The following is a 21,130-nucleotide window of genomic DNA, read 5'->3' as shown; positions in this document are numbered from 1 at the left end:
AAAACAAAGAGATAGAGCGTTTTTGCGATCCCGTTTAAGCCGGAAGCGCTCAAGGAAAAGGCCCAGTTGCACCTCATGCTGCCAGGAACCTTCGCAAAGCAACCGGTGAAACGCTCGAGCCATGGCCATGTCGTGGACGAGCTCGGGCGCGCGGTGATCGGCGGCGAGTTCGCAGCCGGCGATATTCTGCCTGGTGACGTCGAGTTGGCGGCACGCTTCAAGGTGTCGCGCACCGTGCTGCGGGAGGCGATGAAGACGCTCGCGGCCAAGGGCCTGGTCTTCCCGCGTGCACGCATCGGGACGCGAGTGATGCCGCGGGCGCATTGGAACCTGTTCGACAGCGACGTGCTCTCCTGGCATTTCAGCGTCGGCGTCGACGAGGACTTTTTGAACCATCTGAGCGAAATCAGGCTGGCGCTCGAACCCTCTGCGGCAGCACTGGCCGCCGAGCGCGCCACTGATGCCGACATTGCCCAGATGATGCGGCTCGCCGTTGCCATGGGCCATGAAGACCACAGCGCCGAAACACTGGCCCATGCCGACCTCGAATTCCACCTGCACCTGCTCGAGGCGTCGCTGAACCCGTTCATGCGCACGGTCGGCAGTCTGATCGAAGCGGCGCTCATCGGCGTCTTCAAGCTCACCAACCCGACCGCCGACCGGAGCGAAATCGACCGCGTCGCCGTGACCCATATCCGCATCGTCGAGGAAATTCGCCGCGGTGACGCCGACGGCGCGCGGCATGCGATGCAAGACGTGATCCGGGCCGGCCAGCAGCGGCTGATGTCGGACCTGACGTTGCGAAGGGCCAGGCCGTCATAGCGGATTGGAAATTACCTCCAGCCGATGTGGGACGCGCGTCGAAACACCGGCTCGGCGCCCATGCCCCCCTGCTAATCGTCGCAACCGCCATTTGCGAAACCTTTAAGATTCTGGCGCATAACGTGCTGCAGAATCCAGGAGTTGACGGTGGAAGCGCTACATACCCCGACGATCATGATCAGCTCCTTCGCGACGCTGGTGGTTTTCGCAGTTTACTTCGCGCTCGCCTCACGCCAGGAGCGCAACAGCCTGGAACTGCGGCTGTGGTCCTGTGCATTTCTGGTTGCGGCCCTCGGATTTACCCTGCTGGCTCTGAGAGGTCCTGGCTATTCCTTCATCCCGGTGTCGCTCGGCAACGCTTTAGCGGTCCTGGGGTTGGCGCTCATCTGGCTTGGCTTGCGTGCCTTCGACAATCAGCCGCTCAAGATCGCGTCCGCACTGGCCGGACCCGTGTTGTGGCTGTTGGTCACCGGCTTTTCCGACACTGTCCAGAACAGTGTCACCAGCAGGATCGTGCTGTTTTCGGCGCTGATCTTCGTCTATTCGGCGATGATCGCGGTCGAGATTTTCCGGTCCGACAATTTCCGCAAGCTTCCAAGCTCCTACATCGTCGCCTTTCTCTTCGCGACGCATGGGCTGTTCTACCTCGCGCGCATTCCGTTGATCTTCGTCTGGCCGCTTTTCGGTAACACGGCTTCGGGCGCGGAGCAGCCGCTGTGGTATCAGGTCCTGACCTTCGAACTGTTCATTCACAGCCTTGCGGGCGGGTTCTCGTTCTTCGCGCTGATCAAGGAAAGAACGCAATACAGATACAAGCTGGCGTCGGAAACCGACGCTCTCACCGGTGTGCAGAACCGGCGCGCCTTCATGTCGAAGCTCGACGACTACATGGCGACGGCGCCGGGCGAAGGCGCTTTGATGTACATGGACATCGACCACTTCAAGGCGATCAACGATCGCCATGGCCACGCCGTCGGCGACAGGGTGCTCATCGAGTTCGCCGCTGTCGTCTCGCAGGCGATAGGTGGCCAGGCCTTCCTGGCGCGCATGGGCGGCGAAGAATTCGCTGCCTGCTTCCCCGGGGTTGGCCGGTCGCAGGCTGCCGCAATTGCCGAGGATATCCGCAGCGCCTTCGAGCAGGCGCTGGTCAGGGCCGGCAATGCCACGCTTTCGGCGACTGTCAGCATCGGCGTGGCCTTTATCGGCAGGCAACAGGAGGCAAGCGAGCTCCTGTCTTGCGCCGACCGAGCGCTCTACGCGGCAAAGGCCGCAGGGCGAAACGCGGTCTGGATCGCCGGCAAGGACGGCGCTCCCCAGTTCGCATCGGGGCTGGCGACCCAATCAAACGAGAGAGCGCCTTCCCCGGGGAGGACCGAGAGAAGTCCGATGGCGAACTGCGCCTAAGCCTTCTGCATCAAGGCAATGGTGCGATCGAGGGCGGCTCCGCCTGTCATCAAGGCGTTCGGCATCGACCCCGTGCATTTCGGCGTGGTGGTGATCCTCAACGCAGGCATCGGCCTCAACACGCCACCGGTCGGCACCGTACTCTTTGTCGGCTGCGCCGTCGGCGGGATCTCGATCCGCGAGGCGATGCGCACCATCTGGCCGTTCTTCGGCGCAAGCATCGCCGTGTTGATGCTCGTCACTTACATCCCCGGCCTATCCCTCTGGCTGCCGAGCCTGTTCCGGTAGCCGGCGGCTCTCACACGGACAAAGTCACGGATAAGCCCGAGCCGTCGAGCTCGCGCTGATCCACAATTCGACCGTATTGCCCCGGCATCGCACCAGCGGCACTGGCAGGGAGGCGATTCGCGTGGCTCGGCGATCGGACGATAGACGTTTCACATCGCTCGAGGCGCGCATCGACGCTGCCGCGCACCGGCTGCTCGACCGGCTTCCCGACGGCGGCTTGCCTGGCGGCCTGACGGAGTTGCTGGTCTTCGGCATCAAGCAGGCCTTCGCATGCCTTTTCGGCGGCGCCATGCTGGCGCTCATGATCGCTACCAAACTGTTCTGGCCGGACGAGATCGGCCTTGCCCGTTACGATTTCCTTTTCCTGGCTGCACTCGGCATCCAGCTTCTCTTGCTGGCCTGCAAGCTCGAGACCATTGCCGAAGCCAAGGTTATCCTGATCTTCCATATCGTCGGCACGCTCATGGAGATCTTCAAGACATCCGTCGGCTCCTGGATCTATCCGGAGCCAAGTTTCTTTCGCATCGGTGGCGTGCCGCTTTTTTCAGGGTTCATGTATGCGGCCGTCGGTTCCTATCTGGCGCGCGTGACCCGTATTCTCGAGCTGCATTACACCCACTATCCGCCGCGCTCCGTGACGGTGCTGCTGGCTCTCGCCATCTATGCCAATTTCTTTACACACCACTTCGTCTTCGACCTGCGCTATCTGCTGTTTGCCATCATCGCCGTCCTGTTCTGGCGCACGACCGTGCACTATCGCGTCTTCCGGTTCCGCCACCGCATGCCGCTGCTGGTCGGTTTCCTGCTCATCGCCCTGTTCATCTGGTTTGCCGAAAACATCGGAACCTGGTCCCGCGCCTGGATCTATCCCTCGCAGCACGCCGGCTGGACACCGGTATCGCTGCATAAACTGGGCGCCTGGTATCTGTTGATGATCCTGTCCTTCGTGCTGGTCACGCTCGTCCACCGACCGCGACCGCTGTCGGCGGTGCATCAGCCGGTGATATCAGCGCAAAAATCCGTAGAAGAAGCTGCGGCGGTCGTCATTTCAGCACCGCCCTGAGCCGAGGCACGGCGAAATCGACGAAGGCCCTGAGTTTCATCGGCACGTGGCCCTGCGGCAGATAGACCAATTGGACCGGCAGCGCCGGATGCTCGAAAGGTTCCAGCAGCGGCACGAGCAGGCCGTCTTTAACCGCGCGCGCCGCCTGGTAAGACAGGACACGCGTCAGGCCGAGGCCGGCTACCGCCGCGTCGACGGCAGCCTCGGCAGTATTGACGGCAAGGCGTGAGCGGATCGGCGCGGCGATCTCGCCCTTCCCGTCGGCAAAGCTCCAGCTACGGTTCGACATCAAGCCTTCGAAGGTGATGCAATCATGGTCGGCAAGGTCGTGCGGATGGCCGGGCTCGCCATGGCGGGCGACATAGCCCGGGCTCGCATAGACGACGCGCCGTATCGTGCCGAGCTTGGTGGCGATCAGATTGCTGTCGGGCAGGTTGCCGATCCTGAGCGCGACGTCGATGTGATCGTCGATGAGGTTGACGAGCCGATCGCCAAGCGACAGGCGCATGTTGACCTCAGGGTTGGCTTTCAGAAAATCGACGACGATGGGCAGGACGTGCAACCGCCCGAAGACGATCGGCGCCGTCATCGTCAGATCACCCTTTACCGTGCTGTATTCGCCGGCCGCCACCCGCTCCGCCTCGTCGACCCGAGCGAGAATTTCCCGCGCCGCCTCGACATAGGATCGCCCCGCCTCCGTCAGCTGGATCCTGCGGTTCGTCCGGGTGAGCAATTGCGCGCCGAGGTGGGCTTCAAGCTCCGATACCTTGCGGCTGACCGTTGCCAGCGGCATGCGCAGCCGCCGCGACGCAGCAGACAGGCTTCCGCCCTCCACGACACCGAGCAGCACCGTCATTGCATCCAGCCGATCCATCTGCCTTCCAATATTCGAGAGTCCATATATCAGGAACACACTCTACAGCCAAAATCTGGAAGGACATAGATTGCTGGCCAAGGCAGTTCATTCAGAACCGTCCGAAACCGCGCCACGTACCGTGATGATCCGGTTTCGCTACCAAGAGGAAAATTGCAATGAAACTCTACCGCCATCCGCTTTCAGGTCACTCGCACCGCGCACAACTCTTCCTGGCTCTGCTTGGCGTGCCGCACGAACTGGTCGATGTCGACCTCATGGCAAGGGCGCACAAGGCGCCCGATTTCCTCAAGCTCAATTCCTTCGGGCAGGTTCCGGTGCTCGACGACGACGGCACGATTGTCACCGATTCCAACGCCATCCTCGTCTATCTCGCCAAGAAGCTGGGCCGCACCGACTGGCTGCCGGAAGACGCCGTCGGCGCGGCGAAGGCCCAGAAATGGCTTTCGGTCGCCGCCGGCGAAATCGCCTACGGACCGGCCGCAGCACGGCTCGTGACCGTCTTCGGCGCAGGTCTTCGACCCGATGAGGTGATCGCGAGAGCGCATCGGATCCTGGAGCTGATCGAGGCCGAGCTTGCCGACCGCGACTTCCTGCTGGGCAGTCGGCCGACCGTCGCCGACATCGCCCTCTACAGCTATGTCTCCAGTGCGCCCGAAGGCAATGTCGACCTCAGCGGCTACGCCAACGTCAGGGGCTGGCTCGGGCGCATCGAGGCCTTACCGGGATTCGTCGGCTTCCAGAAAACGGCTGCAGGCCTTGCTGCCTGATTGCCCTTGCCAGGGCGAATTGCTTCGCCCTGGCCTTTCCCGTCAAAAAGGAGGCAACCGATGCCGGACACGATCGAACCGACCCGCGCCGCGTCACCATGGCATGAGGGCGAACTCGCCATTCAACACAGCCTCGGCGTCGTCGACCGCATGGACGCGCCCGGCCGCAATTTCGTTCGCACCTTCATGCCCGAACAACATCAACAGTTCTATCCGCTGCTGCCCTTCATCGTGCTTGGAACCGTCGATCCCGCCGGCGATGTCTGGGCCAGCCTGCGGGCGGGCGAACCGGGTTTCATGCAGGCACCCGACGCCCATGCTCTCGATGTTCAATTGCCACGCGACCGGCACGATCCCGCCGATATCGGCATGGAGGACGGCGCCGCCATCGCCATGCTCGGCATCCAGCTGGAAACCCGGCGGCGGAACCGATTGAACGGCACGATCCGACGGATGGGCGACGATCGCTTTGCCGTCACCGTCGGCCAGAGCTTCGGCAACTGTCCGCAATATATTCAGCTCCGGGATTTTTCATTCGTGCGCCAACCGAACGCTCCGCCGGAAACGCGCCCCATTCACCTCAACGGTCTCGATGCGCGCGCGAAGGAGATCATAGCCAACGCCGACACCTTCTTCGTCGCCTCCTATGTCGACCGCGACAACGGCGAGCGGCAGGTGGACGTCTCGCATCGCGGCGGCAGGACCGGCTTCGTTCGCATCGGTGAGGATGGCGTGCTGACGATCCCAGATTTCGCCGGCAACCTGTTTTTCAACACGCTTGGCAATTTCATGCTCAACCCCAAGGCGGGCCTGCTCTTCGTCGATTTTACGACCGGAGACATGCTGCAAATGACGGGCGAGGCCGAAGTCGTGCTCGCCTCGCCGGAAATCGACGCCTTCCAGGGCGCCGAACGCCTCTGGCGCTTTCGGCCTCGGCAGGTGGTCTACCGGCCCGACGGCTCGCCACTTCGCTGGTCGTTCGGCGAGGCTGGCCGGTCACCCAATTCGCTGATGACGGGCGATTGGCAGCAGACGGAGGATCGCCTGCGCGCCGCAGCGCGCGCCGGAGAATGGCGGCCGTTTCGGGTCATACGCACGCAGGCGGAAAGCACGACCATCCGCTCGCTCCACCTTGAGCCGGCGGACGATGCGGGATTGGTACCATTTCGCGCCGGCCAGCATCTGTCGCTCCGCATCAATTCGGAAGGCAAGCCGGTCGTTCGCAGCTACACGCTTTCGGCCGCCCCCTCCGACGGTGCCTACCGGATCAGCGTCAAGCGTGACGGCGCCGGCTCGTCGTTCCTCCACGGCCTCGTGCCCGGCGATGTCATCGAGGCTCGCGCACCCGCCGGCAGCTTCGTCATCGACGCGACGGAGCGGCGACCCGCAGTGCTGCTTGCCGCCGGCGTCGGCATCACTCCGATGATCGCGATGGTGCGCGACATCCTCTATGAGGGGCTGCGCAAACGGCGAATCCGCCCGACATGGCTGTTCCAATCGGCCCGTAGTCTCGATGAGCGCGCCTTCGACCAGGAGATCGCCTCCCTCGTCGATACCGGCCAAGGCAAAATCCACCTGACGCGCGTGCTCAGCCAGACGGATGGAGCCCGCATTGGCGAGGACTACGACGCCGCCGGCCGCATCGACATCCCGCTGCTGCAATCCATCCTGCCCTTCGGCGACTACGATTTCTATCTCTGTGGCCCGCGGGCTTTCATGCAGTCGCTCTATGACGGGCTGCGTGCGCTGAACGTCGCCGACGCCCGCATCCACGCGGAGACATTCGGCCTGTCTTCGTTGACCCGCAGCCTCGATGCCGGATTGCAGGTATCGTCGAAGCCACAGGCCAGCACGCCGGTCCGCGTCATTTTTGCCGCCTCAGGGAAGGAAGCCCGTTGGCAACCGGGCCAAGGCACATTGCTCGACCTGGCCGAGGCCCGTGGTCTTTCGCCGGAATATGGCTGCCGCAACGGCAGTTGCGGCAGTTGCAGCACGCGGGTTCTCGAAGGCGAAGTCGTCTATCCCCAGCAGCCGTCCTTCGAGGTCAGGCAAGGCGAGGCCCTGATCTGCTGCGCCGTGCCGGCCGAGGATGATGGGCGAAGGCTGCAGTTGGCCGTCTAGGCCCGCTGCATCAATCGCCCGACGACGCGTCAGGACCCTCGCGGCAAGGTGGTGACGGCGCTGAGCCCGCTGCAATATAAAAAAGCAACTCCGGCTGCAGGAGGCGCGTCGGCTGATCCTTGGCCAGGCAATCGACGCGGCCACCGCGGGACATCACGTCGGCTACGACAGTCCTTCGCAGTTTTCGCGCGAATACGCCCGCCTTTTCGGTGCGCCGCCGCTGCGCGACATTGCCCGGCTGCGGGCTGCACCATCCTATCTGCTCGAGACCTGAACCGTGGCAGGCCCTGGAACCGCACAGAGCCTTGAGGGGTTGCTTGTTCTCATGCCGGACTCGGCTATTGATAATGCGTGAGGCTAAGCCAGCCGCAAAACCACCGGCAGCTCCAGCGCGGGACAAGCAATGAACGACCAACAGATCCGCGACATCATCCTGTGGCTGTCCGAAGAAGGCCTGAAGGGCCTGGGGGAGTCCGAGATGCTCGCCGGCTTTTGCGAGCGTTGCCTGGCGGCGGGCATGGACATTGCCCGGGCGCAAGGACTGATCGACACGCTGCATCCGGAATTCGAGGGACGGGCGTTCCAATGGAACAGCGAAGGTGATGTGACGCCGGAGGTCGTGCAGTATTCCTCGACCACGGGAGGAGAAGCGCAGGCGAACTGGCATCGCTCGATCTTCTACCACATGCTGACGGCGCGCGAACCGGAGCGGCGCGTGCGCCTGGCCGATGAACCTTCGGTGCCATACCAGGTGCTCGACCGCCTTAAGGAAGAAGGCCATACCGACTGCCTCAACATGATCCACCATTTCACCGACCGGGGCCGCGTCGGCGAAATGGACTGTTTCTATTCCTATTGGACCACACGTCGGCAAAGCGGCTTTGCCGACGAGGATATCGCCGCGCTTCGCATTCTTCTGCCGACCCTTGCCCTTGCGGTGAAGACCACGTCCTGCGTCCGGATCATCGGCACGCTTGCCGACGTCTATCTCGGCGCCGATGCCGGCCGTCGTGTGGTCGAAGGCAGTATCGTGCGCGGAGAGGCCGAGCGGATCGAAACCGTGATGTGGTTTTCGGACCTGCGCAACTACACCCGGATCTCCGACACGGCCGCCCCGGAGGACATCATCCCCTTCCTCAACGACTATTCGGGGACGGTGATTTCGGCCATTCACGATCACGGCGGCAGCGTCCTCAAACTGATCGGCGACGGCGTGCTTGCGATCTTCAACGCCGACGAGCCGATGACCGCCTGCGCCAACGCGATCGCCGCCGAGCGGCAATTGCGGCGCATGCTGGTAGTGCTGAATGCTCGTCGCGAAGAAGAGGGAAAGCCGACCACCGATGTTTATCTCGGCCTGCATATCGGCGAGGTCTTCTACGGCAATATCGGCAGCCAGAACCGCCTCGATTTCACCGTCGTCGGCCCGGCGGTCAACGAGGTCAGCCGCATCGCCTCGATGTGCCGCTCGGTCGAACGGCAGGTGATCATGTCGGCGGATTTCGTTGAGGCCTGCCCGCCTCAGCTTCAGGCAGACGCTGTGTCGCTGGGGCGCTTTGCCCTGCGCGGGATCGCCCGGGCCAAGGAACTGTTCACCTGGGATCCCGAACTGCCGGCGGATTGAAGATCCGTTATCGAATGTTGCCCGCAGCGAACACGCCGGCCAGCCAGTCGATGAAGACGCGGACGCGCGGTGAAAGCTGGCGGTTGCGCGGATAGAGCAGAAAAACCGGCGTCGGCGTCGGACGGCAGCTTTCAAGCACTTCGACCAGCGTACCCGCATGCAGGTCCCTCTCGACATGGTATCGCGGCACCTGAATGAGCCCGAGCCCCAGCCTTGCGGCGGCAACGAAGCTTTCGGCGGCGTTGACCGCGACCGTCACCGGCAGCGCGACATGTTCGACCTTGTCCCCGACCTGGAATTCGAGCGGCATCGGAACGCCGGTCGTCGACGAGCGGAAGCCGACCATGCGGTGTCCTTCCAGGCTGTCGAAGCTTTTGGGCCTGCCGTGGCGGACGATGTAGGCGGGCGATGCGCAGGTAACCTCGTCCAGCATCGTCATGCGTCGCCCGACCATGTCGCTGTCCTGCGGTTCGCCGACCCGAAGCACACAATCGATGCCTTCCCGCACGAGATCGACCAGACGGTCGCCCTCGCTCATGTAGAGCTCGATCTCCGGGTAGGCTGCAAGAAAGGCGGGCACGCTCGGCAGCACGAAGTGCCGCGCCAGCGTTCCATGCACGTCGATGCGCAGCAGGCCCTTGGGCCTGGCGCCGGCAAAGGCGCCCTCGGCATCCTCGATGTCGTCGAGAATGGAGATGCAGCGCTGGTGGTAGGCAGCACCGTCCAGCGTCGGGCTGACATGGCGCGTCGTGCGCTGCAGCAGGCGAACGCCCAGCCGCGCCTCCAGTTGCTTGACGGCGTCGGTCACCGTCGAGCGCGGCAGGCCGAGATCCTCCGCGGCCTGAGTGAAACTGCGCCTTTCGACAACGCGCGAGAACACGCGCATGGCATCGAACCTGTCCATTTGTTCGCACTATCCGGATTATGTTGCCGAATTATGCATGATTATCCGGAATGTGAAAGGCGTCATCTTCTCCTCGCCAACGAAGCCGAGCCGCTTCACAACGAAGGAGAAAGACCATGCAACAACACACCGACAGGGTCGCGATCGTTACCGGCGCCTCGCGCGGTATCGGCGCGGCGATTGCCGAACGCCTGGCGGCCGACGGCTTCACCGTCGTCATCAACTATGCCGGCGACGCCGCTTCCGCCGAAAAACTGGCACGCAGGATCGAGGAAAAGGGCGGCCGCGCCCTGACCGCCAGGGCCGACGTTGCCAATCCGGATGCGGTCAAGCACATGTTCGACGCCACCGAGGCGGCCCTCGGCGGCATCGACGTGCTCATCAACAATGCCGGCATCCTGAAGACGGTGGCGCTCGCCGAAACCAGCGACGAAGAGTTCGACCGTCACTTCGCCATCAACGCCAAGGGCACCTTCAACACCCTGCGCGAAGCCGCAAAGCGCATGCGCAGTGGCGGCCGGATCGTCAACTTCTCCTCAACAACACTCGCTCTCAACCTGCCGGGCTACGCCGTCTACAACGCCACAAAAGCCGCTGTCGAAGCTCTGACGCATGTTCTTGCCAAGGAGCTGCGCGGCCGCGACATCACCGTCAACGCCGTGGCGCCGGGCCCGATCGCGACCGATCTGTTCCTGTCGGGCAAGAGCGAGGAGCTTGTCGCCCAGTTTGCCAAGATGCCGCCGCTTGAGCGGCTCGGTCAGCCGGACGACATTGCCGGTGTCGTGGCCTTCCTTGCCGGCCCCGATGCCGGCTGGATCAACGGCCAGGTCCTGCGCGCCAACGGCGGCGTTGCCTGACATTCCCGCCCATCCCATCACCGAATGATGTGGGGGTGAGTTGCCGAATTACTGGCTTACCGCGCCAGCGGAAAGCCGGGACTGGTGGCGCTGCCAAAGCTCGGCCTGGACCTCGGCCTGGAACGCCATGACCTGCTCCCGCATTTCGGCTTCGGAGCAGCCGATCGCAAGCAATTCGTCGGCAAGCAGCCGGCATTCGCGCCGCCAGTATTGCACGGCGTCATCGCCATGAAGATCTTCGAGTTCGGCGGCGCAGAAGCGAACGGTGCTCAGTCTTCTTGCCATCGGAAACGGGACGACGTCACGTCCGCCAAACACCGTTGCTTCATCTGATCGATCGCCTGCCATTGCTTCATTCGCTCCCCTGGTGATTCCCTCTTCTACGGAGCTTATGGTTAACGTTTTCTTCCTTCCGCCCCGCGTCATGCCTCATCCGGGAACCACACGCCCGGGTTGGTGCGCCTGGTGGCAGCATCGATGCGCTTTTTCGGTCGCATATCTGTTGGCTTCCGGGTAGAAACATGACATTTGAACTCAAATTTTACGGCCGTACTCAAGCGGCTGCCCATGTGAGTGCGGTTGTCATGTTGAAGCGCTTCTTCGCGTTCTACCGGCCCTATCGCGGCCTCTTCATTCTCGATTTCACCTGCGCGGTGCTGTCCGGGCTGCTGGAACTCGGCTTCCCGGTCGCGGTCAAGCTGTTCGTCGACCAGTTGCTTCCGAGCCAGGAATGGACGCTGATCCTGCTGGCCTCCGTCGGTCTTCTCGTCGTCTATCTCGTCAATACCGGCCTGATGGCGACGGTCACCTATTGGGGACACATGCTCGGCATCAACATCGAGACCGACATGCGGCGCATGGCTTTCGACCATTTGCAGAAGCTTTCCTTCAGCTTCTTCGACAACCAGAAGACCGGCCATCTCGTCGGCCGCCTGACGAAGGACCTGGAAGAGATCGGCGAAGTCGCGCATCACGGCCCCGAGGATCTGTTCATCGCGATCATGACCTTCATCGGCGCCTTGCTGCTGATGCTGACGGTGCATTGGCAGTTGGCGCTGATCACGGCGGCCGTGGTGCCGGTCACCGCCTGGGTCACCAGCCGCTATGGCGGCCGGATGGCCAACAACTTCCGCAACCTTTATGGCCGCGTCGGCGACTTCAATGCCCGCATTGAGGAGAATGTCGGCGGCATCCGCGTGGTCCAGGCCTTCGCCAACGAAGAACATGAGCGCAGCCTGTTCGAGACCGACAACCAGAATTACCGCCAAACGAAGCTCGAGGCCTACCGCATCATGGCCGCCAGCACATCGCTCAGCTACATGAGCATGCGGCTGACGCAATTGATCGTGATGATCACCGGCAGCTATTTCGTATTGACGGGACAACTGAGCAATGGCGGCTTCATCGGCTTCCTGCTGCTGGTCGGCGTTTTCTTCCGTCCGGTCGAGAAGATCAACTCGGTCATCGAGACCTATCCCAAGGGCATCGCCGGCTTCAAACGCTTCATCGAACTGATGGAAACCGAACCTGATATCGAGGATCGTCCGGGCGCGATCGACGTGAAAGGCCTGCGCGGCGACATCAGCTATCGCAACGTCTCCTTCGGCTACAGTTCGGACAAGCCGACCATCGCCAACATCGACCTGACGATCAAGGCCGGAGAGACGGTGGCCTTCGTCGGTCCTTCGGGCGCCGGCAAGACGACGATCTGCTCGCTGCTGCCGCGCTTCTATGAGGTCGCGGAAGGCAGCATCACGGTCGACGGCATCGACATCCGCGACATCAAGCTTGCCTCGCTTCGCGGACAGATCGGCATTGTGCAGCAGGATGTCTTCCTGTTTGCGGGCACGATCCGCGACAACATCGCCTATGGACGCTTAGGCGCAAGCGAAGCCGACATTCTCGATGCTGCCCGGCGGGCCAAGCTCGAAGGCATCATCGCGACGCTTCCCGACGGCATGGACACGGTCATCGGCGAGCGCGGCGTCAAGCTTTCCGGCGGCCAGAAACAGCGGCTGGCGATCGCCCGGATGTTCCTGAAGAACCCCTCGGTCCTGATCCTCGACGAAGCCACATCGGCGCTCGACACGGAGACCGAAAAGGCGATCCAGCAATCGCTTGCCGAGCTTTCGGAGGGTCGAACCACATTGGTCATCGCCCATCGCCTGGCGACGATCCGCGATGCAGACCGCATCATCGTCGTCGACACCAACGGCATCAGTGAACAAGGGCCGCACGACACACTGCTGGCCGCCAAGGGCACCTATAGCCGGCTTTATCACGCCCAGGCCGGATTGCGTTGAGGCAAAGCGGAGCGCGGTTGCAACTGCCGGGACGGAGCGGTACGTACGAAACCGATCCGCCCGCCCGGGCGGCTGGTTTCCTCCCGACCGACTGGCATTGCACGATATGAACACTCTGGATCTCCCCGCCCTCGAACGAGCCGTCCTCGCCTTGCCGCAGCACTACAAGGGGCCGGGCGGCGTCGTGGGTGTCGTCAGGGATGGCGAGGTCATCCTCAGGCACGTCTGGGGCTATGCCGATCTCGCCGCACGCAAGCCGATGACAACAGGCACGCTGCTGCCGATCTGCTCGATCAGCAAACACTTCACATGCGCGGTGCTGCTCGACACGGTTGGCGATCCGGCCAGGCTCGATAGCGCGCTCAATGCCTACCTGCCGCTCATCGAAGGCAAGCGCCCAGAAGTTGCGCATCTCTGCCACAACCAGTCGGGCCTGCGCGACTACTGGGCCCTGACCGTGCTGCAGGGGGCCATGGCCGATGGCGTCTTTCGCCGCGAGGACGCCCGGCCGCTGCTTTCGCGCGCACGCTCGACCCATTTCCAGCCTGGCACGCGCTATTCCTATTCGAACGGCAACTTCCGTATCCTGGCCGACCTCGTCGAAGACCATACCGGCAGGTCGCTTGCCGAACTTTACGATCGCTGCGCTTTCGAGCCGGCCGGCATGACAACGGCCGCCCTCACTCCCGATACCAGCGTCTCGCCGAACGGCGTGGTCGGATACGAGGGTAACGAGACGACGGGTTATTTCGAGGCGGCGAACCGGATCTATTGGGCGGGTGACGCCGGTATTTCGGCAACGCTCGACGACATGCTGGCTTGGGAATGCTTCATCGACCGGACGCGAGACGACGAAAATGGTCTCTACCGCAGGCTTTCGGCGCCGCAGACCTATGCGGATGGGCGGGCCGCGCCCTATGGCTTCGGCCTCGCCCACGAAAGGATCGGCGACGTTGCGATCACCGGCCATGGCGGTGCCTTGCGCGGCTTTCGCAGCCGCCGCCTTCACGCCGCAAGCGAACGCCTCTCGATCGTCGTGATGTTCAACCACGAGGCCGACGCCCATGCCGCCGCAACGGCCCTGATGAAGGGCGCGCTCGGTCACCAGGATGTCGAGAGGGCAGCCGGCGACTGGGACGGCCAGCAATTCGGCACCTATCTCGAACCGGAGACCGGCCTTGCGCTGTCGACCCGCCCCTTGGGAACGGGACGGCTAGAGCTGCGCTTTGCGACCGCAGGAGAACCTCTGCAGATCGCAGCGGACGGTGTCGCGCGTTCCGGCGCGGTCTCGCTGACGGTGAGCGGCACCGGCCTGCAGATGGAACGGGAGCGCGAGAACCTTGTGACGACGGCCGAAAGGGTCGCCGGCAAGGCAAAGCCGGATATTGCCGGGCGCTACCGCTCCGCAGAACTCGACGCTGACATCGAGATCGTTTCGACCAATGGCATCTTCTTTGCCGGCTGCGCCGGCATGCTCGGCAAGGGCGCGATGCATGCGATGCTGCCGTTTGCCGACGATGTCTGGCTGCTGCGCTGCAAGCGCTCGATGGACGCGCCGGCGCCGGGGGACTGGACCGTGCGGATCCACCGCGACGACAGAGGCACGATCTCCGGCCTGACGATCGGCTGCTGGCTTGCGCGGCAAATCGACTATATCAAAGTAGGCTGAACGGCAGTCCGACGGGTCGCAATACGGGCCCATCCGGCAGACGTGGACGGAGACGACCCGAAGTGAGACAGAAGCGGCCGACAGCAGGACGAAGCGAAGGCACCGGCCGCATGACCGGCGAGGTCGGCAAACGCGTCACCATCGCCCGTGCACTGTCCAAGCTCGGCTACTGCTCGCGAACGCAGGCGGAAAAACTTGTACTTGATGGCCGTGTCAGCATCGGCGGCCGCAAGATCACCGATCTGGCGCAATGGGTCGATATCGAAAAGGACCGCATCGCCGTCGACGGCAAGGCCGTTCTGGCGGAGGACAAGATCTACCTGATGCTCAACAAGCCGCGTGGCCTGGTGACGACAAGGCACGATCCGGAGGGGCGCCCGACCGTCTTTGATTGCCTGGGCGACAGCGACGCGCAATTCCTCTCCCCAATCGGCCGGCTGGACAAGGCGAGCGAGGGCCTGCTGCTCTTTACCAACGACACGGTGCTTGCCCAGCGGCTGCTCGATCCCGAAACCCATCTCGGCAAGGTCTACCACGTGCAGGTCGCGGGCGAGATCGGCGACAGCCAGCTTGCCGCAATGGTCGACGGTGTCGAAGAGGGCGGCGAGCACTTGCGCGCCGCGCGTGCCGAACACCTAAGAGGCGGCGGGAAAAACAGCTGGATCGAGGTCGAGTTGCATGAAGGGCGCAATCGCCAGATCCGCCGGATGCTCGATGTCCTCGGCTTCGAGGTCTTGCGGCTCGTGCGCGTCTCGATCGGCGACATCGCGCTTGGCAAGCTTGCGAAAGGCGCAACGCGCCCGCTGACAGTGGACGAAGTGCAGTATCTGCGGCAGCGTACGGGACAATCGTAGCCACTGAGCATCCAGTCGGAGGCCGCGCCACCGAAGCCAGTCTGAAGCGCAGCGCTTGCAATGGGTGGAAATCCACCCACCAGGCGAGCCCCTTGTTTCCAAATCCACCCAAATTCAGACAATCGGCAGCAGAAATGCGCGGCGGTGCGCAGCTAACCCGTTGTCTGTGCTAAGATTGCGTTTGCAAATGGGTCAACCAGAATCGGCATGGGAGGAGCCTTGCCGGCTGGTCGATATTTCATCCGGGAGGAAAAGATGAAAACCCTGAATGCGCTTCTTGGCGCCGTTGCCGCGCTGTCCCTGTTTGCCGCTTCCGCCAATGCGCAGACCTATCCCGAACGTTCGATCACCATGGTCGTTCCGTTCTCGGCCGGCGGCCCGACGGATACCGTCGCGCGCCTCGTCGCCGAATCCATGTCGAAGGACCTCGGCCAGCAGATCATCGTCGAAAACGTTGGCGGCGCCGGCGGCACGTTGGGTGCCGGCCGCGTCGCCCAGGCCGATCCGGACGGCTATACCGTCTTGCTCCACCACATCGGCATGGCTACCAGCGCCACGCTCTACCGCAAGCTCGCCTACGACACGCTGAACGCCTTCGAATATGTCGGCCTCGTCACCGAGGTGCCGATGACGATCGTCGCGCGCAAGGATCTCGAGCCGACCGATCTCAAGGGCCTCGTCGAATACGCCAAGGCGAACAAGGACACGGTCACGGTTGCCAATGCCGGCATTGGTGCTGCCTCGCACCTCTGCGGCATGATGTTCATGAGCGCCATCGAAACGCCGCTGACCACTGTTCCCTACAAGGGTACCGGCCCGGCGATGACCGACCTGCTCGGCGGCCAGGTCGACATCATGTGCGACCAGACCACCAACACGGCCAAGCAGATCCAGGGCGGCACCATCAAGGCTTATGCCGTTACCTCGCCCGAGCGTCTCAAGGTCTTCCCGGATCTGCCGACGACGGCGGAAGCCGGGCTTCCCAATCTGCAGGTTGGCATCTGGCACGGCGTATACGCGCCGAAGGGCACGCCGACCGAAGTGACCGAACGCCTGTCGAAGTCGCTGCAGGTGGCGCTGAAGGATCCGAACGTCGTCGCCCGCTTCGGCGAACTCGGCACCGAGCCGTCGAGCGAAGCCGATGCCACCCCGGCAGCGCTGAAGGCGAAGCTTGAGGGCGAAATCACCCGCTGGAAGCCGGTGATCGAAGCTGCCGGCCAGTACGCCGACTGACACGAGACACCCGCCCGCCACGATCCTTCACCCCAAGTGACCTGGATCGTGGCGGGTTTGTCGCCTAAGACATCGCATCCGGGAGGGCCGGAGGGCATTCGCGCCGGCAGTCGGCTTCGGTCACACTTCAAGGTGTCATGCCGTCGTCCGCCGCCGCACTACGTCACTGGCAACTGGCAGTCCGAGCTTGAGTTTGGCCTATCGGCCGGTGCTCAGCCCAAAAACCAAATGGGGACACGATGAAATCAATCTCCTTCGACACCACCAATGCGCTCTGTGGCGGCATCCTGACAGCCGTCGGGCTGTTCTTTGCCTGGCAGGCTTTCAATCTCGAGCTCGGCACCGCGTTCCGCATGGGTCCGGGTTACTTCCCGCTGGTGCTGGCCGCCATCCTGACGCTTCTCGGTATCGTGATCCTCGTTCAGTCGACACGGGTTAAGGGAGAGCCGATGGGAGCGATCGCGGTGCGCGGCATGCTGTTCATCCTGCCGGCGCCGATCTTCTTCGGCCTGACGGTGCGCGGTCTCGGCTTCGTCCCGTCGTTGTTCTTCACCGCGCTGGTTGCCTGCTTTGCTTCCGGCCGCATGAAACCGCTGACCGCCATCGCGCTGTCGCTGGCGCTCACTGCTTTTTCCGTTGCGGTCTTCAGCTACGGCCTCGGCTTGCCCTTCCAGCGCTTCGGCCCCTGGACCCAGTTCTAGGAGACGGATGATGGATCTTTTCAGCAATCTCGCACTCGGCTTCACCACGGCCGCATCGCCCGAAAACCTGCTCTTCTGCCTGATCGGTGTTCTGCTCGGCACGCTGATCGGCGTTCTTCCCGGCATCGGCGCGACGGCGACCATCGCCATGCTGCTGCCGATCACCTTCCAGCTCGAGCCGGTATCCTCGCTGATCATGCTCGCCGGTATCTATTACGGCGCGCAATACGGTGGCTCGACCACGGCGATCCTCATCAATATGCCGGGCGAATCTTCGTCCGCCGTGACGGCGATCGACGGCTACCAGATGGCGCGCAAGGGCCGTGCCGGTGCGGCGCTGGCAATCGCGGCACTCGGCTCATTCTTCGCCGGTACGGTGTCGACCTTCCTGGTCGCGGTCTTCGCCCCGCCCCTGACCGAGATCGCGCTGAAGTTCGGTGCAGCAGAATATTTCTCGCTGATGATCGTCGGCCTGGTGTCGTCGATCGCGCTGGCGCACGGATCGATCGTCAAGGCCTTGGCGATGGTGGCGCTCGGGCTGCTGCTCGGCCTCGTCGGTACCGACATCTACACCGGCACGCCGCGCTTCACGCTGGGGATACGTGAGTATGCCGATGGTCTGAATTTCGTCGCTCTGGCGGTCGGCGTCTTCGGCATCGCCGAAATTCTCCGCAACCTCGAAAACGAACACACACGCGAGGTTCTGATGGCCAGGGTAACCGACCTGATGCCGACGCGCGACGACTTCAAGCGCATGGTCGGGCCGGTTCTGCGCGGCACGGCGATCGGCTCGGCCCTCGGCATTCTGCCCGGCGGCGGTGCGATCCTTGCGGCATTTGCCTCCTATACCGTCGAAAAGCGCGTCTCTGACCGGCCCGAAGAATTCGGCCATGGCGCCATCGCCGGTGTCGCCGGCCCGGAAAGCGCCAACAATGCCGGCGCCCAGACCTCGTTCATCCCGCTGTTGACGCTCGGCATTCCGGCAAACCCTGTCATGGCGCTGATGATCGGCGCAATGATCATCCAGGGCATCGTGCCCGGGCCCAACGTTGCGGCAGAACAACCGGCTCTCTTCTGGGGCATCATCGCCTCGATGTGGATCGGCAACCTGATGCTGGTGGTGCTGAACCTGCCTCTGATCGGGCTGTGGGTGCGGCTGTTGAAGATCCCCTACTACGTGCTCTTCCCGATCATCATGGCGTTCTGCTCGATCGGCGTCTACAGCGTCAACTCCAACGTCTACGACCTCTATGCCGTCGCCTTCTTCGGCCTTGTGGGCTACCTCTTGTTGAAGCTGCGCTGCGAGCCCGCCCCGCTCCTGCTCGGCTTCGTGCTCGGTCCGTTGCTGGAAGAAAACCTGCGGCGGGCGATGATCCTGTCGCGCGGCGATCCGACCACCTTCGTCACGCGCCCGATCAGCGCGATCCTGCTGTTGATCGCAGCCATGGTCCTGGTGGTGGTTTTCCTGCCGAGCGTCAAGGCCAAGCGCGAGCAGGTCTTCGTCGAGGAAGACTGATCGACAGGATGCGGCATTCTGCCCCTGCGCGGTTTGCCACATTGAGATATGTCAATAACGTCGCCTATCCCTGAGCCAGCAGATTGGCATAGGGATAGGCAAACCGGATGAAGCCTCGCGCGAGGATCAGAATGCATAAGGTCATGCGTTTGTTTTGCGCTTTGGCCGTGCTGCTTCTCGGCTTCGCGCACCAGGCGCCTGCAGCGGCAGCAGCGCTGTCGGCGACAGAACGCGCGCAGTTCGCACTGCCTGATGGTTCCTTGCCCGATCTCTGCCTGCCCGGGGCCGGTGGCGACGACAGCAGCGGCAAACCACTCTCGCACAGCCATTTCTGCGGCGCCTGCCGCATCTTCTGGGTCGTCCTGCCGACGCCGGCCGATGCGGCGCACACGATCGTCCGCAAGACCAAAATGGTGCTGCCGCCGGGGCAGCCGATTGCATCCGCTCGATCGCAGCTCCCGCCCAATGCCAGCCCGCGCGGTCCGCCAGAGCCAAGGTTCCAAGCCTGAGCCCCTCGTCACGCCCGATCGTGACTGAACGCTGATGCCTGATCTCCGGCGCGTCGCTGCGCGACCATCCCGACGAGATCGCAACACGGATCGCCCATTATGCCCGATACGATCACCTTCGCGGAAACAACGCTTCCGCCCCCGCCGCCGGCCGTTTTTTCGACTGCAAAAGTCTCTCCCAACCGGCAGCGTCTCGTTGGAGAGCATGCCACTTTGCTCTTCCAGGGAGGGCGAAATCGCCATCTCTACCGCGTCGTCGACGGCTGTGTCGCGCTGTCGCAATTGCTCGACGACGGGCGCCGACAGATCACCGACGTGCTCGGCCCCGGGCGCCTCTTTGGTTTCACCCATGACGGCCGCAATATCGCCACCGCCGAAACACTGACATTCGCCCGGATCGAGACGCTCGCCGGCAGCCAAGTCGAAGACGGTGGCCACGAACCGAGCGTCGCCGCCGAACTCAAGGCAACGCTGCACCGGATGCAGGCGCACGCAACGCTGCTCGGCCGCAAGACTGCGACGGAGAAGGTTGCAACGGCACTCATCGATCTTGCCGACCAGTTCGCCTGGCGCGGTCGCGCCACCAGCACGACCAGGTTCAGCTTCAACCTCTATCTCTCGCGCGCCGATCTTGCGGATTGGCTGGGCCTGACGGTCGAGACCGTCAGCCGCTGTCTCAATCGTTTCAAGCGCGACGGCCTGATCGACTTCAACCACCCGAAGACAGTGCGCATTCTCGACGAACATCAATTGCGGGCTTTGGCAGGGTTGATGCGCAGAGACTGACCCTCACCCAAGGCGGTTACTCCCAACAGATCACGGCGGGCTTCGCGCCCGGCCCGAAGAAAGGCTTGAAAACAATGATTGCGAAAATGGTCTATCACGTGCCGGTGTTCGGCTGGATGCTCAAGGAAGCGGCTGAGGGCTCGGGCACCGCCAAGGCGCTGTTCCTCATCAACTGCATGCTGATCTGGCTGCCGGCGATCATTGCCTTCGGCTATCCCGCCATCATCATCCCGGCGCTTGCCCTGGTGCCGACGGTCTTCGTTCTCCTGATCCTGATCACCACGGGCTAGCCGCTTTCGATCGCACCGGTCGCTCAGAAATCGAGAGCGGCATTGTCGACGACTTCCTTCATGACGAAGAACGTTCTGGTCTGACGGACGCCCGGCAGCGCGATCAGCTGCGTGCCGTGGATGCGGTTGAAGTCGGCCATGTCGCCAACGCGAATTTTCAGGAAGTAGTCGAAGTCACCGGCGACGAGATGGCAGTCGAGGATGAACTTCAGCTTCTCTACCGCTTTTTCGAAGTCGCGAAAACTCTCCGGAGTCGATCGGTCGAGAACGACGCCGACCATGACCAGGGCGCCGCGATCGACCTTCCGCGGCGCAACGAGCGCGCGGACGTTGGTGATATAGCCTTCCTCGAACAGCCTCTGCGTCCGGCGGTGGCAGGTCGCGGCGCTGACATCCACCATTTGCGCCAATTCCGCATTGCTCAGCCGGCCGTTCTTCTGCAGCAGACGCAGCATCTTGAGATCGATACGATCCAGTTCGCCATGCATGAAAGGATCTTCCTTATTTGTCGATAAACCCGCACGTAATCTACTATCAGATGA

The 21,130-nt window shown here is 63.1% G+C and carries 20 protein-coding genes and 2 pseudogenes; 18 read left to right on the top strand and 4 right to left on the bottom strand.

What is annotated here, in order from left to right:
- Window positions 1-75: 75 nt before the first annotated feature.
- From BC363_RS31695 to BC363_RS31680, 4 genes and pseudogenes are all read left to right on the top strand, one after another.
- Window positions 76-822: a FadR/GntR family transcriptional regulator gene (locus BC363_RS31695; RefSeq protein ID WP_065785234.1), complete on the top strand. Its 747-nt coding sequence runs from the start codon at window positions 76-78 to the stop codon at window positions 820-822.
- A 147-nt stretch (window positions 823-969) separates the two neighbouring features.
- The gene (locus BC363_RS31690; RefSeq protein WP_141690510.1) at window positions 970-2,226 is read left to right on the top strand and encodes a GGDEF domain-containing protein; all 1,257 of its coding nucleotides are present in this window, start codon (window positions 970-972) and stop codon (window positions 2,224-2,226) included.
- Window positions 2,227-2,268: 42 nt separating this feature from the next.
- Window positions 2,269-2,514, top strand: a pseudogene (locus BC363_RS31685) (TRAP transporter large permease subunit); the annotation flags it as partial.
- A 121-nt stretch (window positions 2,515-2,635) separates the two neighbouring features.
- Window positions 2,636-3,577: a DUF817 domain-containing protein gene (locus BC363_RS31680; RefSeq protein WP_202618645.1), complete on the top strand. Its 942-nt coding sequence runs from the start codon at window positions 2,636-2,638 to the stop codon at window positions 3,575-3,577.
- Here BC363_RS31680 and BC363_RS31675 read toward each other — a convergent pair.
- Window positions 3,558-4,451 carry a LysR family transcriptional regulator gene (locus tag BC363_RS31675; RefSeq protein WP_065785231.1) on the bottom strand — a complete coding sequence of 298 codons (894 nt, stop codon included), beginning with the start codon at window positions 4,449-4,451 and terminating at the stop codon, window positions 3,558-3,560. The genes BC363_RS31680 and BC363_RS31675 overlap by 20 nt on opposite strands.
- A 158-nt stretch (window positions 4,452-4,609) precedes the next feature.
- Here BC363_RS31675 and BC363_RS31670 point away from each other — a divergent pair, with 158 nt between their 5' ends.
- From BC363_RS31670 to BC363_RS31660, 4 genes and pseudogenes are all read left to right on the top strand, one after another.
- Window positions 4,610-5,221, top strand: a complete 612-nt coding sequence (locus BC363_RS31670; RefSeq protein WP_065785230.1) for a glutathione S-transferase — start codon at window positions 4,610-4,612, stop codon at window positions 5,219-5,221.
- 60 nt (window positions 5,222-5,281) lie between these two features.
- Complete coding sequence (locus tag BC363_RS31665; protein WP_065785229.1) at window positions 5,282-7,342, top strand: pyridoxamine 5'-phosphate oxidase family protein; 2,061 nt, start codon at window positions 5,282-5,284, stop codon at window positions 7,340-7,342.
- Window positions 7,343-7,381: 39 nt separating this feature from the next.
- Window positions 7,382-7,616 (top strand): annotated as a pseudogene (locus BC363_RS34020) (AraC family transcriptional regulator); the annotation flags it as partial.
- Between the two features lie 129 nt (window positions 7,617-7,745).
- Window positions 7,746-8,966 carry an adenylate/guanylate cyclase domain-containing protein gene (locus BC363_RS31660; protein WP_065785228.1) on the top strand — a complete coding sequence of 407 codons (1,221 nt, stop codon included), beginning with the start codon at window positions 7,746-7,748 and terminating at the stop codon, window positions 8,964-8,966.
- 7 nt (window positions 8,967-8,973) lie between these two features.
- Here BC363_RS31660 and BC363_RS31655 read toward each other — a convergent pair whose 3' ends face one another.
- The gene (locus tag BC363_RS31655; protein ID WP_065785227.1) at window positions 8,974-9,870 is read right to left on the bottom strand and encodes a LysR family transcriptional regulator; all 897 of its coding nucleotides are present in this window, start codon (window positions 9,868-9,870) and stop codon (window positions 8,974-8,976) included.
- Between the two features lie 116 nt (window positions 9,871-9,986).
- Between BC363_RS31655 and BC363_RS31650 the strand changes: the two genes are divergently transcribed.
- Window positions 9,987-10,727: an SDR family oxidoreductase gene (locus tag BC363_RS31650; RefSeq protein ID WP_065785226.1), complete on the top strand. Its 741-nt coding sequence runs from the start codon at window positions 9,987-9,989 to the stop codon at window positions 10,725-10,727.
- Between the two features lie 48 nt (window positions 10,728-10,775).
- Here BC363_RS31650 and BC363_RS31645 read toward each other — a convergent pair whose 3' ends face one another.
- Window positions 10,776-11,075, bottom strand: a complete 300-nt coding sequence (locus BC363_RS31645) for a DUF6074 family protein (RefSeq protein ID WP_065785225.1) — start codon at window positions 11,073-11,075, stop codon at window positions 10,776-10,778.
- A gap of 236 nt (window positions 11,076-11,311) precedes the next feature.
- Here BC363_RS31645 and BC363_RS31640 point away from each other — a divergent pair, with 236 nt between their 5' ends.
- The 9 genes from BC363_RS31640 (at window position 11,312) to BC363_RS31600 (ending at window position 20,588) form a co-directional block, all read left to right on the top strand.
- Window positions 11,312-13,030, top strand: a complete 1,719-nt coding sequence (locus BC363_RS31640; RefSeq protein ID WP_065785224.1) for an ABC transporter ATP-binding protein — start codon at window positions 11,312-11,314, stop codon at window positions 13,028-13,030.
- A gap of 106 nt (window positions 13,031-13,136) precedes the next feature.
- On the top strand, window positions 13,137-14,699 hold the full coding sequence (locus BC363_RS31635; protein ID WP_065785223.1) for a D-aminopeptidase: 1,563 nt from the start codon (window positions 13,137-13,139) through the stop codon (window positions 14,697-14,699).
- 110 nt (window positions 14,700-14,809) lie between these two features.
- Window positions 14,810-15,553: a pseudouridine synthase gene (locus BC363_RS31630; protein ID WP_083223607.1), complete on the top strand. Its 744-nt coding sequence runs from the start codon at window positions 14,810-14,812 to the stop codon at window positions 15,551-15,553.
- 255 nt (window positions 15,554-15,808) lie between these two features.
- Entirely contained in the window at window positions 15,809-16,786 is a 978-nt protein-coding gene (locus BC363_RS31625) for a tripartite tricarboxylate transporter substrate-binding protein (protein ID WP_065785221.1), read from the top strand.
- A gap of 239 nt (window positions 16,787-17,025) precedes the next feature.
- Window positions 17,026-17,487 carry a tripartite tricarboxylate transporter TctB family protein gene (locus tag BC363_RS31620; RefSeq protein WP_065785220.1) on the top strand — a complete coding sequence of 154 codons (462 nt, stop codon included), beginning with the start codon at window positions 17,026-17,028 and terminating at the stop codon, window positions 17,485-17,487.
- Window positions 17,488-17,497: 10 nt separating this feature from the next.
- On the top strand, window positions 17,498-19,003 hold the full coding sequence (locus BC363_RS31615) for a tripartite tricarboxylate transporter permease (RefSeq protein ID WP_065785219.1): 1,506 nt from the start codon (window positions 17,498-17,500) through the stop codon (window positions 19,001-19,003).
- Between the two features lie 143 nt (window positions 19,004-19,146).
- On the top strand, window positions 19,147-19,512 hold the full coding sequence (locus BC363_RS31610) for a hypothetical protein (RefSeq protein WP_141690508.1): 366 nt from the start codon (window positions 19,147-19,149) through the stop codon (window positions 19,510-19,512).
- Between the two features lie 99 nt (window positions 19,513-19,611).
- Entirely contained in the window at window positions 19,612-20,298 is a 687-nt protein-coding gene (locus BC363_RS31605) for a helix-turn-helix domain-containing protein (protein ID WP_083223605.1), read from the top strand.
- A gap of 74 nt (window positions 20,299-20,372) precedes the next feature.
- Complete coding sequence (locus BC363_RS31600) at window positions 20,373-20,588, top strand: hypothetical protein (RefSeq protein ID WP_065785217.1); 216 nt, start codon at window positions 20,373-20,375, stop codon at window positions 20,586-20,588.
- 23 nt (window positions 20,589-20,611) lie between these two features.
- Here BC363_RS31600 and BC363_RS31595 read toward each other — a convergent pair whose 3' ends face one another.
- Window positions 20,612-21,076, bottom strand: coding sequence for an Lrp/AsnC ligand binding domain-containing protein (locus tag BC363_RS31595; protein ID WP_065785216.1), 465 nt, complete (start codon window positions 21,074-21,076; stop codon window positions 20,612-20,614).
- Between the last annotated feature and the right edge of the window lie 54 nt (window positions 21,077-21,130).

Origin of the sequence: Ensifer sp. LC384 (assembly GCF_001695865.1) — a bacterium.
In the GTDB taxonomy this organism is placed as follows: Bacteria; Pseudomonadota; Alphaproteobacteria; order Rhizobiales; family Rhizobiaceae; genus Ensifer.
The sequence above is the reverse complement of the archived record's forward strand: the minus strand, read 5'-3'. Positions and strand labels throughout refer to the sequence as shown.